This window comes from Streptomyces sp. NRRL F-5122 (genome assembly GCF_001507435.1).
Lineage (GTDB): Bacteria > Actinomycetota > Actinomycetes > Streptomycetales > Streptomycetaceae > Streptomyces > Streptomyces lannensis.
Map to the genome: position 1 here is coordinate 96,635 of NZ_LMWH01000116.1, position 14,993 is coordinate 111,627.

11 protein-coding genes are annotated in these 14,993 nt (G+C 71.0%); 5 read left to right on the plus strand and 6 right to left on the minus strand.

The features are described from left to right. Positions 1–46 precede the first annotated feature (46 nt). The 3 genes from ADL25_RS13530 to ADL25_RS13540 all read left to right on the plus strand — a co-directional run bounded on the left by ADL25_RS13530 (position 47) and on the right by ADL25_RS13540 (position 2,086). A complete protein-coding gene (locus ADL25_RS13530) occupies positions 47–289 on the plus strand; it encodes a DUF397 domain-containing protein (RefSeq protein WP_059127946.1) in 243 nt (80 codons plus the stop codon). Between the two features lie 132 nt (positions 290–421). Then, entirely contained in the window at positions 422–1,339 is a 918-nt protein-coding gene (locus ADL25_RS13535; RefSeq protein WP_059127947.1) for a universal stress protein, read from the plus strand. A gap of 249 nt (positions 1,340–1,588) precedes the next feature. After that, the gene (locus ADL25_RS13540) at positions 1,589–2,086 is read left to right on the plus strand and encodes a hypothetical protein (RefSeq protein WP_059127948.1); all 498 of its coding nucleotides are present in this window, start codon (positions 1,589–1,591) and stop codon (positions 2,084–2,086) included. A 59-nt stretch (positions 2,087–2,145) separates the two neighbouring features. Here ADL25_RS13540 and ADL25_RS13545 read toward each other — a convergent pair whose 3' ends face one another. Next, positions 2,146–4,119: an N-acetylmuramoyl-L-alanine amidase gene (locus ADL25_RS13545; protein WP_059127949.1), complete on the minus strand. Its 1,974-nt coding sequence runs from the start codon at positions 4,117–4,119 to the stop codon at positions 2,146–2,148. Positions 4,120–4,408: 289 nt separating this feature from the next. Further along, positions 4,409–5,548: an aminoglycoside phosphotransferase family protein gene (locus ADL25_RS13550; RefSeq protein ID WP_059127950.1), complete on the minus strand. Its 1,140-nt coding sequence runs from the start codon at positions 5,546–5,548 to the stop codon at positions 4,409–4,411. A 233-nt stretch (positions 5,549–5,781) separates the two neighbouring features. Here ADL25_RS13550 and ADL25_RS13555 point away from each other — a divergent pair, with 233 nt between their 5' ends. Continuing rightward, entirely contained in the window at positions 5,782–7,281 is a 1,500-nt protein-coding gene (locus tag ADL25_RS13555) for a hypothetical protein (protein WP_059127951.1), read from the plus strand. 93 nt (positions 7,282–7,374) lie between these two features. Here the strand turns inward: ADL25_RS13555 and ADL25_RS13560 are convergent, their stop codons facing one another. The 3 genes from ADL25_RS13560 to ADL25_RS13570 form a co-directional block, all read right to left on the minus strand. Beyond that, entirely contained in the window at positions 7,375–8,802 is a 1,428-nt protein-coding gene (locus tag ADL25_RS13560; protein WP_059127952.1) for a PP2C family protein-serine/threonine phosphatase, read from the minus strand. A gap of 237 nt (positions 8,803–9,039) precedes the next feature. Next, positions 9,040–10,092: a Gfo/Idh/MocA family protein gene (locus ADL25_RS13565; protein ID WP_059127953.1), complete on the minus strand. Its 1,053-nt coding sequence runs from the start codon at positions 10,090–10,092 to the stop codon at positions 9,040–9,042. 60 nt (positions 10,093–10,152) lie between these two features. Beyond that, on the minus strand, positions 10,153–11,250 hold the full coding sequence (locus ADL25_RS13570; protein ID WP_059127954.1) for a hypothetical protein: 1,098 nt from the start codon (positions 11,248–11,250) through the stop codon (positions 10,153–10,155). Between the two features lie 293 nt (positions 11,251–11,543). Here ADL25_RS13570 and asnB point away from each other — a divergent pair, with 293 nt between their 5' ends. Next, complete coding sequence (asnB, locus tag ADL25_RS13575) at positions 11,544–13,385, plus strand: asparagine synthase (glutamine-hydrolyzing) (protein ID WP_059127955.1); 1,842 nt, start codon at positions 11,544–11,546, stop codon at positions 13,383–13,385. 33 nt (positions 13,386–13,418) lie between these two features. On the opposite strand, the gene ADL25_RS13580 is transcribed toward asnB, so the two are convergent. Beyond that, the gene (locus ADL25_RS13580) at positions 13,419–14,987 is read right to left on the minus strand and encodes an alpha/beta hydrolase (protein WP_059127956.1); all 1,569 of its coding nucleotides are present in this window, start codon (positions 14,985–14,987) and stop codon (positions 13,419–13,421) included. Between the last annotated feature and the right edge of the window lie 6 nt (positions 14,988–14,993).

The window sequence follows — 14,993 nt, forward strand, 5'->3', positions numbered from 1 at the left end:
CGATGGCTAGGCTGGCCGCGGACGACGAACCGGGAGGAGCACGGACGTGGCCGAGAGCACCATCCAGCAGCAGTCGCTCATGGGCTGGGACAAGCCGGAGCTGGATCTGAGCAAGGCCGACTGGCACTCCAGCAGCCGAGGGCTCGGGGATGTCCAGATCGCCTTTGTCGAAGGGTTCATCGCGATGCGCAACAGTGGCCGCCCCGAAAGTCCCTCCCTGATCTTCACCCCGGCGGAATGGGGTGCGTTCGTGTCGGGGGCGCGGAAGGGGGAGTTCGACCTCACCTGACCGCCCTCGTGAGGTGACTCGTCGCCGGTCCGGAATTTCCGGACACGCGGCCGTCGCATCCACGCCGGGGCCGCCGTGTGCGTCAGGCTGGCCCCGGAGGGTGCACAGCGGTGTGCCGGAGGCGAGGAGTTCATGATCACTCTGCCGGTCGTCGTGGCCGTCGACGGATCGGACGACAGCCTGCGCGCGCTCGACTGGGCGTTGGCCGCCGCACGGCTGCGCGCGGCACCGCTGTGGGTGGTGCATGTACGTGGGCAGGTGAGGCGGGCGCAGCCCGACGTCGTGGCTGCCGCGCCTGCGCCATCGGTCGAGGAGCCTGTGCTCGACCACGTCCGCGCACAACTGGCTGACCGGCAGGACCTTCCGGCAACGGAGTACGTGGCCTGCGACGGTGCCGTGTCCACCGTCCTGCCCGAACTGGGCGCGGACGCCCAGCTCATGGTGGTCGGCTCGCGCGGCCGAGGGGGATTCGCCAGTCTCCTCCTCGGGTCCACCAGCCTCGCGGTCGCGGGAGAGGCCGACTGCCCGGTGGTCGTGGTGCCGCGTCCGGGACGCGAGGTGCACGAGGGTCCCCCCGTCGCGCCGGGACCGCGGGTCGTCGTCGGCGTGGACGTCGACGGCCCCACCGTGGCCACTCTCGCCTTCGCCTTCGCGGAGGCGGACCGGCGCCACGCCGCGCTGCATGTGATCTCGTCCTATCTCTGGGCCCCGCTCGAGATCTGGTCGGTGCCCGGCCAGATGGTGTCCCCGGATGTCGAGGACGACGCCGTCCAGGAGGAGATCCGCACCCTGGTCGCGGGCCTCCTCCCCGTCCACCGCGAGCGGCACCCGGATGTGCGCGTCGAGCTCTCGACCCCTCCCGGCCAGGCAGCGGGCCATCTGGTCGCCGCCTCCAAGGACGCCGAGCTGGTCGTCGTGGGCCGCCACCGCCGACGGTTGCTGGCCCCCGCACGCATGATCGGTTCGGTGACCCAGGCCGTACTGCTCCATGCGGCGAGCCCCGTCGCGGTGATCCCGCCGGCAGCGGAGCCGATCCGCACCGACGGCTGACCGGAGGGGCCCGCGAGGCACCGGGTGGGCGGACCCGGTCCCCCGGGTGCGCCGGAAGCGGATCACCTTCGCGGCATCCTCCTCGAACGCCCGGTCGGGGCCGCCGAAGTGCCGGTTCGGGTCGGCCCAGTCGGCGGGCGCGACACCTCGCGGCGCCCCGGGTCGCGCCCCGGGGACCCGCCGACGACGGGCGCCCCACGAGAGCGGGCCCACAGCCCCGCTTCCCGCTCGGCCACGTACCATTGCGGCATGTCCTTCCTCCGCCGCCGCAGCGCCACTCCCGCCGGGCCGGATTTTGATGTCCTGGCCATGGACCCGGGTGACTGGCCGGGCAATCTCGGTGCCGGTCTGCTGCCCGCCCCCGACGGCAGCTGCCAGGGTGTCTTCCTGCGCTACGACCTGTTCGGCGGCCGCGGTCCCGCGATGATCATCGGCAACCTGCCCGAGGGCTCCCCGGCCCGCGAGGTCGCCGAGGGAGAGATCCCGTTCGAGGTTGCCCAGCTCCTCATCGCGCTGGAGAACGACGAGGAGGTCACCGTCGTCGGGAGCGAGGACATCCCGGTGATGCAGGGCGACAACCTTCTGATCGTGCGCCGGCTGAAGCTCTCCGAGGGCCGGATCTCCTGCGTCCAGTTCGACCGCAGTGACAACGTCCTGGTCACCATCGCGGCCTGGGACCGCCCCATCACCGACGACCTGTACGCGCTGCTCAAGCCGTTGCCGGCGGAGCTGTTCCAGCAGGGCTGACCTGCCAGACGTCCGTGCAGGAAGGGCCGGGCCCCGCGGGGCCCGGCCGTTGTGCCCTGCTACGAGGCCGAGGGCAGCAGCCGGACGTCCGCGGCCCGGACGAACGCCACCCGGTGACCGAACTGGATCTCGTAGTAGAGGTCCTTGCCGACGACGACCCGGTGCGAGTCCGACGTGAACGTGACCGCGTAGTAGTACTCGCCCGGCAGGGCGTCACCGACGGCATAACGCTGGCCGGCCGGCAGCCGGTACGACAGCGGGGAGACCGACTGCGCGGGCACCCCCTCGGGGTACGCCTCCTTCTCCGGGTACGCCCGGCCGTACACGGGGATGTCGGTGAGGCCGGTCTTGGGCGTGACCACGAGGCCCGACGCGTTCACGGCCGTGCGCCGCCCCTTCGGGTCGTGGAACCAGGCCTTCTGGCCCAGGTACCAGATCGCCGTCCAGTCCCCGTCACGGTCGGCGACGGCGTACTGCTGACCGGTGGATACGCGTGAGCCCACGTCGTTCACGTCGATTGTCGAGGGGTCGCCCTGGGGGCGCAGCCCGATGTCCTTGATCAGTGGGGCATTCTCGTCGGGCGCGCTGTACAGGCGCACCTCGCTCGAGCCGTGCTCCGCGCACGGCTCGCCCGCGGTGGTGCAGCCCGTGTACTGCGGCCGGTTGGCGCGGTAGTCAGGCAGGATCGTCACCAGACCGCCCCCGGAGCCGGCCGTGGCGTGGAACGGTCTGCCGAGCAGTTCGAAGTAGTGCCGCCAGTCCCAGTAGGGGCCCGGGTCCGTGTGCATACCGGGGATGGTGGACGTCGTCGTGCCGGGAACGTTGTCGTGCCCCAGGATGTGCTGCCGGTCCAGGGGGATGCGGTACTTCGCGGCGAGGTACCGCACCAGCCGCGCCGACGAGCGGTACATCGCCTCCGTGTACCAGGCATCCGGCGCGACGAGGAAACCCTCGTGCTCGATGCCGATCGACTTGGCGTTGACGTACCAGTTGCCCGCGTGCCAGGCCACATCCTTGGCCTTCACATGCTGAGCGATCAACCCGTCCGTGGAACGGACGGTGTAGTTCCATGACACATAGGTCGGGTCCTTGATCAGATTCAGGACGCCGTCCCACTGGCCTTCCGTGTCATGGACGACGATGTACCTGATGCTCTGCGAGGCGGGCCGGTCGCCCAGGTCGTGGTTGCCGTAGTCGTCGCCGAACTCCTCGTACGGCGCGGGGATCCACTCGCAGGCCACGGTCCGCGGGCACTCGGTGCCGTCGGAGGACATGGCGCGCAGCCCGGTGCGGGCCAGTTGCGCGGTGTCGGGTGTCAGCGCGGGCTGCGCGGTGAGCGTCACGCCCTGCCCCTGGTCGGTGGTGCGCCGCTCGCCCTCGCGCATGACCTGGAAGACGTCGTCGGCGTACGCGGACGCCGTGGACCTGTCCTCCGCACCCGAGAACTCCGCCACTGCGCCGTACCAGTGGGCCGGATCCGTGCCGAGCGACACGCCGAGGCGCCGCTGCGCGTCGGCGAGCAGTGCGGCGCCGCCCGCGATGTTCGCCGCGGGGTCGGTGCGCAGCCGCTCTGCCGGGATGCCGGTCAGCGCGGCGGCCTTGGTCAGTGTCTTCAGCCTCGCCGGGAGTACGGAGCCCGCCGGCACCGTCGTGGTGGGCAGCAGCGCCGCACGTGCCTGGTCGCCGCGGGCGTCCTCCGTGCCTTCGCCGTGGTGGGAGGCCCCGGCGATCGCGGTCCGGGCGTCCGTGAGGTGCATCGGGCCGTAGCCGCCCGAGACGCTGGGCGCGCCGGCGTGCGTGTCCCAGCGGGACTGGAGGTAGGACACGCCGAGCAGCACGCTCTGCGGCACGTGGTATCGGGCGGCGGCCGTGGCGAAGGCCCTTTGCAGGTCGGCCGGTGCGTCGCTTCCCGGCGCCGCCGGGGCGGCACCCAGCAGTGGAAGCAGCAGGGCGGCCGAGGCAGCGGCCACCGCGGTTCTGCGGGCGCGTCTGCGTCCGGTGGGAGTGCGAAGGTCGATGGCGGATCCGCGCAAGGCAGCCTCCTGGGACGGTGGGGCGCTCTGGGGCGTGCGGGGGCCGAACGTGCGTCAGTGGTACCGGCTTCGCGACGATCCGTCAATCACGCCCAGGAGGAAGGGATTTCCCATGTCAGCAGCGGTGGCGTGGATTTTCGCGACGGTAGTGGAACAGCCTGCGGGGCATCAGTGGAGTGGACCAATGGCCCGTACGGAGGAGGCCCGCACGGTGTGCGGAGAGGGCCCGGACATGACGAAGGCCCGCGGTGCGTCGCTCGCGCGAGCGCACCGCGGACCGCCATCCCCCTCAGCGAGTACCGACCGCCGCTCGTACGGCCCTGCGGGCCATCTGGCAGTCGTCGTGCAGCCGCCGTAGCAGCAGCCGCTGTTCCTCGCCGGACGGCGCAGCACCCGGGTGGGCCACTCCCGATGCCGCGGGGGTCGTGTCGTGCATCGATCGCTGCACGGCCGTCTCATAGGTTCGGATCTCGCGGGTGAGCACGAGCATCAGGTTGACCAGGAAGGCGTCGCGCGAGGCGGGCCCCGCCGACTGCGCGATCTGGCTGATCTGACGGCGGGCGACCGGGGCGTCACCGAGGACCGTCCACAGTGTGGCCAGGTCGTACCCGGGCAAATACCAGCCCGCGTGCTCCCAGTCCACCAGCACGGGACCCGCCGGTGAGAGCAGGATGTTCGACAGCAGGGCGTCGCCGTGGCAGAACTGGCCCATGCCCTGACGGCCCGCGGCGTGGGCGATACCGTGCAGCAGTTTCTGCAGGTCTCCCATGTCCCGGTCCGTCAGCAGCCCCAGATCGTGGAAGCGCGAGATCCGCTCCGCGTAGTCCAGCGGCGCGTCGAACGTCCCGGCCGGTGGACGCCAGGCGTTCAGCCGGCAGATCGCACCGAGTGCCGCCCGGATGTCGGCTCGCGGCGGCGCCTCCGCCGGATGCCGCTGCAACGCGGCCACCCGGCCGGGCATCCGCTCGATCACCAGGGTGCAGTTGTCCGGGTCCGCCGCGATGAGCCGGGGCACCCGCACCGGTGGGCGATGCCGGACGAACGACCGGTATGCCGCTATCTCGTGCCGGAGCCGCTCGGACCAGATCGTGGAGTGGTCCAATAAACACTTGGCGACGGCCGTGCTGCGTCCCGTCGTGCCGACGAGGAGCACGGAGCGGCCGCTTCGGCGCAGCACCTGCACCGGAGTGAACTCCGGGCAGATGCGGTGCACCGAAGCGATCGCCGTGCGCAGCTGCGCGCCCTGGGGGCCGGACAAGTCGATTCTCCCGCTGAGCGGTTGCGTGCCGGCACCCGGAACGCGCCGTGCCCGGCCGGCAGCGAGTACAGGGGCCGTCGGCCGCGCGGGGTCGAGGTAGGGGCCGCCGGCACCCGGGCGGGGATGCAGCGACCGGGTCGGGGCGGACACGGAGGACGATGCTGCGTACATGGTTGATACAGATCCCTTCGTGTGCCTTCGAGTTCGGCGCCGCCCGCCCCGGCCGCCGCGGGTGCACCCTGGGGAATGTCCCTGCGGCGACCGGGTCGGGATGGCGCGTTCCTACATGACACCCGTGGGCCCGTGGCACACCATCTGGCGCACCCTGGCGAACCCTGGCGAATAGTCCCGAAGCAACTGACAGAGGGTTACTGTCAACTCAGCCGAGAACCTGGGGGCTTGACGTGAGCGGACAACCCAACACCCGCCTCTCGGACCTGTTCGGCCTTACCGGCTGGTCCAAGGGCGAACTCGCGAGGATGGTGAACCGGCAGGCGGCGGCCATGGGCCACCCCCAGCTGGCGACCGACACCTCACGGGTGCGGCGTTGGATCGACATGGGAGAGATCCCGCGCGATCCGGTGCCGCGGGTGCTGGCGGCGCTGTTCACGGAGCGACTCGGCCGTGTCGTGACCATCGAGGACCTCGGTCTGGTCCGGCACGGGCGCGCGGGGAGACGGCGTGACGACGAACATGCGCAGCACCCCGACGGAATTCCGTGGGCGCCCGAGCGGACGGCTGCGGTCCTCACCGAATTCACGGGAATGGACCTCATGCTCAACCGACGCGGCTTGGTGGGCGCGGGTGCCGCGCTCGCCGCAGGATCCGCACTCAGCAGTGCGATGAACGATTGGCTGCACACCGATCCGGCCCTCGCGGCCGACGCTCCCCGCTTCGACGACCCCCTGCACGCCGACCCCGCTGGGTACGACCGCTATGAGGCCGCCCCCATCGGGTCGCAGGAAGTCGAGGAGCTGGAGCGCTCGGTCGAGGTGTTCCGGGCCTGGGACGCGGCCCGCGGCGGCGGGCTGCAGCGCAAGGCTGTCGTGGGACAGCTCAACGAGGTGGGAGGCATGCTCTCCTACCGCCACCCCGACCATCTGCAGCGGCGCCTGTGGGGCGTCGCCGCCAACCTCGCCGTGCTCGCCGGGTGGATGTCGCACGACATCGGCCTGGAGCCAACGGCCCAGAAGTACTTCGTCATCGCCGCCCACGCGGCCCGTGAGGGCGGCGACCGGCCGCGTGCCGGGGAGGCGCTCTCCCGCGCCGCCCGCCAGATGGTGCACCTGGGCCGGCCCGACGACGCACTCGACCTGATGCAGCTCGCCAAATCCGGCTCCGGCGACGAGGTACTGCCGCGCACCCAGGCCATGCTCTTCACCATCGAGGCCTGGGCGCAGGCGTCCATGGGCAAGGGGCAGGCCATGCGGCGCACTCTCGGGGAGGCGGAGGACCTCTTCGTCTCCGACAAGAGGGATGTGCCTCCGCCGAGTTGGATGCAGATGTTCGACGAGGCCGATCTGCACGGGATGCAGGCCCTGGCCTACCGCACACTGGCCGAACACGAGCCGGGTGCGGCCGCCATCGCGCAGCGGCACGCCAAGGAGGCGCTGGAGCTGCGTGGTTCGGGCCGGGAGCGGTCGAACATCTTCGACCACATCTCCCTCGCGTCCGCGTGCTTCATCGCGGACGACCCCGAACAGGCCGACCGGTATGCGCGCCTGGCCCTGACGTCGATGGGGGCCAACTCCTCCCATCGCACCTGGGACCGGCTGCGTGAGATGTACCGGCTCACCGGGCAGTACTCCAGCTATCCGAAGATCCAGGATCTGCGTGAGGAGATCAGGCGGGCGCTTCCCAGGGGCCTGACGAAGTCCAAGGGCGGTAACAGCACGCAGGCATGAGGGAGGCCCGCGCCTGTGTCGGAGGTGCCGGTGTCGCGGACGCCCTGAACCGTTTCGTCAGGACTTGATTCGGGCTCAGAACATGCCCGCGGCTCAGGACATGACCCTGGCGAGGAGCACACAGGCGTTGTCCTCGCGCGCGCTCTCGCCCAACTCCTCCATCACGGTCCGCAGGCAATCCTGTGCTGTGCGGGTTCCGTCGAAGCGCGGAGCCAGGTCGAGCAGCCTCCGGACGGCAGCCGGGCCGCTGTACCCCGGGACCAGCCCGTCGGTGTGCAGCAGCAGCAGGTCGCCTTCCTCGAGCGTCTCCTCGGCCTGCCCGTAGGCGGCCCCCGAGGTCGCGCCGAGCAGCACGCCGTCCGGTGCCGCCAGCATGCGCCCCGTCCCGCCGCGGAACAGCAGCGGGACGGGGTGCCCTGCTTGCGCCCAGCTCAAGGTGCGGGTGGCGGGGTGGTAGCGACAGCACACGGCGCTGCCCAGGGCCGGCTGGACCGAGGCGTCGAGCATCTGGTTGAGCCAGCCCAACAGGCGGCCCGGTTCGGCCCCGGTCACGGCCGTGCCGCGCAGGGCACCGATCAGCGTCGCCATGCCGGACGCCACGGTCACCCCGCGTCCGGTGAGGTCGCCGACGCTGAGCAGCATGTCCCCTTCGGGCAGTTCGAGGGCGTCGTACCAGTCGCCGCCGATCGGCGTGTTCGCCGATACGGGCAGATACCGGGCGGCCAGGTCCAGGGTGCCGGGGCCCTGCCGCGGGAGCCGCAGCGGTCCCCGCCACGGCGGCAGCACGGCCTCCTGCAGCTCGACCGCGAGCCGGTGCTCGCTGTGCTCGCGGTCCCGGTGGTGCCGCAGCGAGTCACGGGTCTCGCTCACGGTCCGCCGGTGGCGGCGCAGTTCGCTGACGTCCCGCAGCACGGCCCACATCGAGGCGGTGCTGCCGTCTGCGGCGAGCACGGGCTCGCCCATCATGTGCACGGTGCGTACCGTGCCGTCCGGGCGCAGGATCTGGAACTCGCCGTCGATCGGCCTGCCGTCGATCAGACAGTCCGTCACCATCGTCGTCAGCAGGGGCCGGTCCTCGTCGTGCACCAGCGAGGGGAGTTCGTCGAGGGTGAGCGCGGGGACCGAGGGGTCGCGTCCCAGGATCTGGTACAGCTCGCCGGACCAGCTCGCCTCGTCGGTCAGCAGGTTCCATTCCGCGCTGCCGACCCGGCTGAGCAGGGAACCGGGGGAGGACGCGGGGCGTGCGGACGGAGGCGGTGGGACGGGGGGTTCGGCCGGAACCGGTGGCGGTCCGTCCCGCAGCTGCGCCAAGTGCTCGTCGAGGTCGCGGAGTTGGTGCAGGGCCAGATCGCACAGGGCGCGCTGCCAGCGTCCCTCCGGGTCCGAGCCGTCCTCGGGCGCACCTTGCCGCACAGCGTCCACCTCGCCGCGCAGCCACCGCGTCTGCGAGATCAGCGCATCGACCGTACCGGGCCGGGGCGGCTGGGCGGCAGGGCGGTCCGCGGAGAGATGGGGTGGCATGACGCGCTCCGATGCGGGGACGGTTCGGCCAAGGCTGGGAGAAGGACCGTTACGACTGTTGCACAGCCCGCGATGCCCTGTAAGGGATTTGGCAAGACACGATACGGTGGTGCTTCTGGCATATGCCACAGGCTCTCCGGAGTGGTCCCGAAAGGCAGATGGCGTACTCGCCGGAGGGGGGCAAGTCTGAGGTGGCGTAAGTGACTTGAGGGGTTCGAGGGACGGACGGCCGGTCGTTCAATTGTGCGTTCGAGGGGCATGTGTGCGACGGCCGTCGCCCTCGTACGCCTGCGGTCGCGGGGCCAGCTCGACGGACTGCCGAACGCCGCTCTCCAGTGCCCGGACGCCCGCCTCGGCGACCGCCGCGGCCGCGTACCCGTCCCAGACCGAGGGGCCCGCGACGCGCCCCTGCCGGGTGGCGTCGACCCATGCCTGCACCTCGCGGTCGTAGGCCTCCGCGAACCGTACGAGGTAGTCCTGGGCGACCTCCTCGTACGCACCGCCCCCCGTCGTGACGACCATCGTGCGGTCGTCGCCGATCCGGGCGCTGCCGCCTTCGCAGACCGCCTCGCAGCGCACCTGGTAGCCGAACCCCGAGTTGACGAAGATCTCCACGTCGACGAGAGCCCCGCCGGAGGTCTCGAACAGCACGAACTGGGGGTCCAGCAGACCCTCGGGTGCGTCGGACGACGGCCGGGGACGCAGCACGGTCACCGCGGTCAGCTCCTCCTCCAGCAGCCAGCGGGCGGCGTCGATCTCGTGCGACACGGAGCTGTTGATGAGCATGGGTGTGGTGAAGTGCGGCGGCGAGGACACATTGCGATGCGTGCAGTGCAGCATCAGCGGCCGTCCCAGCCGGCCGCTGTCCAGCAGGGACTTCAGCCGCAGGTACTCGGCGTCGTACCGGCGCATGAACCCCACCTGTGCGAGCCGCCGCCCGAGCCGGGCCTCCGCCTCCACCACGCGCAGGGCCCCGGCCGGGTCCGGCGTCATCGGCTTCTCGCACAGCACAGGCAGCCCGCGCTCGAAGGCCGCGAGCAGCGCCTCCTCGTGTGCCGGCCCCGGGGAGGCGATCAGTACGGCCCGGACCCCGGGGGCGTCGAGTGCGGCGGCCGGCTCCGCGTGCACCGAGACACCGTCGACACCGGCCGCGGCCTCCTTGGCGCGGTCCGTCTCGGGGTCCGCCACGGACACCACACGCGCACCGCTCACCACGCTGTCCAGCCGGCGTATGTGATCCGCACCCATGTGCCCCGAACCCAGTACCGCCACGCCCAGCAGATCACCCATGCCCGTCCTCCCGCCGCGCCGATCGTCCCTGCGCAGGGTAGACCTCCGGGGTGGGCGTTCTCAGTAGCGGAGTATCCCGGCGATGCCCTGGGCGTCCCCGAGGGCGCCGTCCGGAACGAAGCGGACGTCGGCGCCCGTGTCCAGGCAGCGCTCGACGATCTCGTCCACGATGTCCTCACGGGCGTCGAGATCGCCGCTCTCGGCGGGCTCGAGGTGGTCACCGGCCCCGTCGCGGACCGTCACACGGTAGTTCTCCTCGACCGCGAGCAGCCGGATACGGCCGTCGGAGGCGTTCTGCCAGACCTCGTCGACACCGGCGGCGAACGTCTTGTGCCCGCGAGCCGACTCCAGCTCGCGGCTCACCGTGTCGATGTTCTTCCGGTCCTCCTCGTCGATCACCGGCCGGATCGTCTGCCAGACGGCGTCGGCCGTGGCGTGGGCGAGCCCTCCGTGCGGAACGTGCACCGCCTCCCCGGCGACGCTGCCGACCTCGTCGAGCAGGGACAGCGCGGCCTGCTCGCCGGTGATGTACAGCGGGCGCGGATAGCGGCGCAGCACCCCGCTGAGGGCGGTGTCGACATCGCGCAGGAAGCGGCGGGTCCCCTCGTCGCGGAACGTGCTCGGCATGTCGCCGATCCGCTCCTGGCGCTCCGCGTCGAAGTTCTCCCGGCTGCGGATCATCGGGAAGCCGCCGATGTGCTCCTCGGCGACCCGGTCGGCGCCGCCGTTCCACAGTGTCGCGCGGTCGGCCGCGACGGTGAGTACCCAGAAGGGACGCTCCGCGGCCTCGGCGGCCACCAGGTTGCGGGTCAGGAAGGTGTCCGATAGGACCACCCGCTCGGGCACGGTGCGCGCCAGCGACCACACCTGGTGCTCGCCGGGGGCGGCGAAGATGACCAGGCCGTCCTCGGCGTACGTCAGGTCGACCTCGGCGAGTGCCCGGTCGAGCTGATGCGCGACGTCGAGACGGTGATCACGGGTTACGGCCGGATCGGCTTCGAGCTGCTTCTTGGCGTCGGCCAGCATGTTGCGCAGCCGGACCCGGTCCTGGGAGTTGTCGCGCTCGCGGCGGTGCGTCGGCGTCAGCACCGACACCGCGGGGTACAGCCGTGGCCGGCGCAGGTTCGCGAGGGTCGAGGGACTGAGGTCGTGCTCCATATGAGCACCTTAGGGCGGATTCACGTGTAGGGCATTCGGGGCAATTGGTTGCTATGGTCACTGGGGGTGCCGATGTCGCCCCGTGTACCGCCCGCGCCGGGGCCCCGCCGCCCGGCGGGGCCCCGGAGCCGGCTCACGACACGTCCGCGTTCCCGGCGGCGTGCACGTCGGACCGCGTCACGCCGACGTAGGCTCGGAGATATAGCTGCTCGATACAACTGGTTGTCCGGCAGCGGAACCCTCGCGCCGTCGAAGCGCGCACGCCGGTCCGGGCAATCGCACGGGAGGCACGCATGTGCGGCATCACCGGCTGGATCTCCTACGACCGTGACCTGCGGAACGAGATCGCGGCACTGGACGCCATGACCGAGACGATGGCCTGCCGAGGACCCGACGACCGCGGTACCTGGGTGGAGGGGCCCGCCGGCCTCGGTCACCGCAGGCTCGCGATCATCGACCTGGCGGGCGGACGGCAGCCGATGACGGCCGAGACCCCGGAGGGCACCGTCGTGCTCGTCTACTCCGGGGAGGCCTACAACTACACCGAACTGCGACACGAGCTGATCGGACTGGGTCACCGCTTCACGACCGACTCCGACACCGAGGTCGTCCTGCGTGCCTACCTGGCCTGGGGCGAGCAGCTCGCCGAACGGCTCAACGGGATGTTCGCCTTCGCGGTCTGGGACGGCCGCCACGACAAACTCGTGATGGTCCGCGACCGCATGGGCATCAAGCCCTTCTACTATGCCCCTACCTCCGACGGCGTGATCTTCGGCTCCGAACCCAAGGCCATCCTGGCCAACCCGCTGGTGCGTCCCCGGGTCGGCCTCGACGGGCTCCGGGAGCTGTTCGCCATGGTCAAGACGCCCGGACACGCCGTGTGGGACGGCATGCGCGAGGTCGAGCCGGGCACGGTGGTCACCCTCGACCGGCAGGGCGTGAGCCGGCGGGTCTACTGGCAGCTGGAGACCCGGGCGCAGCCCGACGACCGCGAGACCACCATCGCCACCGTCCGCTCGCTGCTCGAGGACATCGTGCGCCGGCAGCTGGTCGCCGACGTACCGCGTTGCACCCTGCTGTCGGGCGGCCTGGACTCGTCCGCGATGACCGCGCTCGCCGCCCGGCAACTCGCGGAACAGGGCGAGAAGGTGCGCAGCTTCGCGGTGGACTTCGTCGGGCAGACGGACCACTTCGTGGCCGACGATCTGCGCGCCACACCGGACACGCCGTTCGTGCACGACGTGGCCACCGCCTCGGGCACCGAACACCAGGACATCGTCCTCGACGCCCGGGCCCTCGCCGACCTCGACGTGCGGGCGAAGGTGATCCGGGCACGCGACCTGCCCATGGGCTTCGGGGACATGGACGCCTCGCTGTATCTGCTGTTCCAGGCGATCCGCGGGCATTCCACGGTTGCGCTGTCCGGTGAGTCCGCCGACGAGGTCTTCGGCGGCTACGTCCAGTTCTTCGACGAGGAGGCCAGGCGAGCCGACACCTTCCCCTGGCTGGTGCGTTTCCACAGGGACTTCGGCGACGACGAAGAGGTCCTGCACCCCCATCTCACCAAGGCGCTGGACCTCGAAGCGTACGTCGCCGACAGCTACCGCAGGGCCGTCTCGGACATCCGGCGGCTGGAGGCCGAGAGCGATTTCGAGTACCGGATGCGGCAGATCTGCTACCTGCACCTGACCCGCTTCGTACGGCTCCTGCTGGACCGCAAGGACCGTATGAGCATGGCGGTCGGCCTGGAGGTGCGGGTGCCGTACTGCGACCACCGGCTCGTGGACTACGTCTACAACTCCCCCTGGTCGCTGAAGTCCTTCGACGGCAGGGAGAAGAGCCTGCTGAGGGAGGCGACGGCCGACCTGATCCCGAAGTCCGTGTACGACAGGCTCAAGAGCCCGTACCCGTCCACCCAGGACCCGGGGTACGCCGTCGCCCTTCAGGATGAGGCCAAGGATCTGCTGACCCGCCCCTCCCATCCCGTCTTCGACCTGGTCGACCGCGAACGGGTGTCCCGGGCGGCCCACCGTGAGGCCCCGCAGATCACACAGCCGTCGCGCCGCGGCCTCGAACGCACCCTCGACCTGGCCACATGGCTGGACATCTACAAGCCGGAGATCTCCCTCACCTGACACCCCTGCGCCCCGGGCGACCGGGGCGCAGGCTCAGCCGGCCGTGTCGGGCCCGCACGAACTCCCGTCGGCCGGCAGCGACCCGTACAGGAGGAACGAGTCGACCTTCCGGTGGACGCACTGGGACGTCGTGTACCCGGTGTGCCCCTCGCCCCTGTTGTCGAGGACCACCGCAGAGGGGCCGAGCCGTTTCGCGGTCTCCAGGGTCCAGCGGTAGGGGGTTGCCGGGTCCCCGCGCGTGCCGACGAGCAGCATCTTGGCGCTGTGTACGTTCTTGACCTTCTCCCGGATGAAGTCGGTGCCCTTGGGACGTCCGTAGCACGTCAGCACCTGGGTGAGCCGGTAGCGTCCGAAGACGGGAGAGGCCTCGTCGTACTGGCCCCGCAGCCGCGTGATGTCCTTGGTGATCCGGTCGGCGCTCGGCCGGTCCGGATCGTCGGCACAGTTGACGGCCATCAGCGCGGCCGACATGTTGTCGACGGGCACGTCGTTGGGTGCGACGATCCCACCGTTCGCCCGATGGACCGAGGGCGCGGAGATGCCGAGGCCCGAGTAGTACATGATTCCCGAGGGATCGCCCTGTTCCACCAACTGGGACAGGCCCTGCTCCAGCATCGGCCACATCCGCTTGCTGAAGAGGAGTTCGCTGATCCCGGCGACGAGGTCCTGCCCCGTGAACGGCTGGCCGAGAGGGGTCGAGGCGGACTGCTTGTCCAGGCGGGCCACGAGTTGCACGACCTGCTCGCGGGCGGAGCGGGCGTCGCTGCCGAACGGGCACAGGAGATGCTTGACGCACGAGTCGAGGAAGCCCTCCAGCGCGGTCTGCTGTCCTTGCGCGCCCACCAGCCCCTGCTCGGCCAGGGACTCGGTGAGGGTGTCGACACCGTCCAGGACCATCCGGCCCACCTTGCTGGGGAACTGGGCCGCGTAGACCGCACCGAGGCGGGTGCCGTAGGAGAAACCGAGGTAGTTGAGCTTCTTGTCGCCGAGGGCCTGGCGCATCACGTCCAGGTCCCGTGCGACATCCACGGTCCCCATGTGCGGCAGCAGCGGCCCGGAGTGCCTCGCGCACTGGTCGGCCGTCTTCCGGATCTGCGTGAGCGCCGCCCGTGGATTGGTCACGTCGATGACGGTGTCGTCCGCGTCCGTGTCCCCGGCCGCCCCTTGCCCGCAGCTGATGGGTGAGGACTGGCCGACCCCGCGCGGATCGAACGTCACCACGTCGTAGGCGTTCGTCAGATGCAGGAAGTCCTTGCCGCCGGCGGCGAGCTCGGGGACGCCCGCGCCGCCGGGACCGCCGAAGTTCAGCAGCACGGAGCCGCGGGACCCGGCCGTGGCCCGGTACCGGGTCATCGCCACGTCGACCGTCCCGGCCTCGGGGTTCGCATAGTCGATCGGGACCGTGACCTTCCCGCATTGAAGGTCACGGGGTGCCCCCTCGCCGGGGCACGACGACCATGCGATCCGCTGGTTGTAGAACCGGGACAGATCGGGGCCACCGCCGGCCTCGGTCACCGATGGCAGGGCGGCTCCCAGCAGAGCCAGTACCGCGGCCGCGGCCGTTGCTGTGGTGACCGCGGTGCGGGTGTGCGTGGACTTCATGGCGCC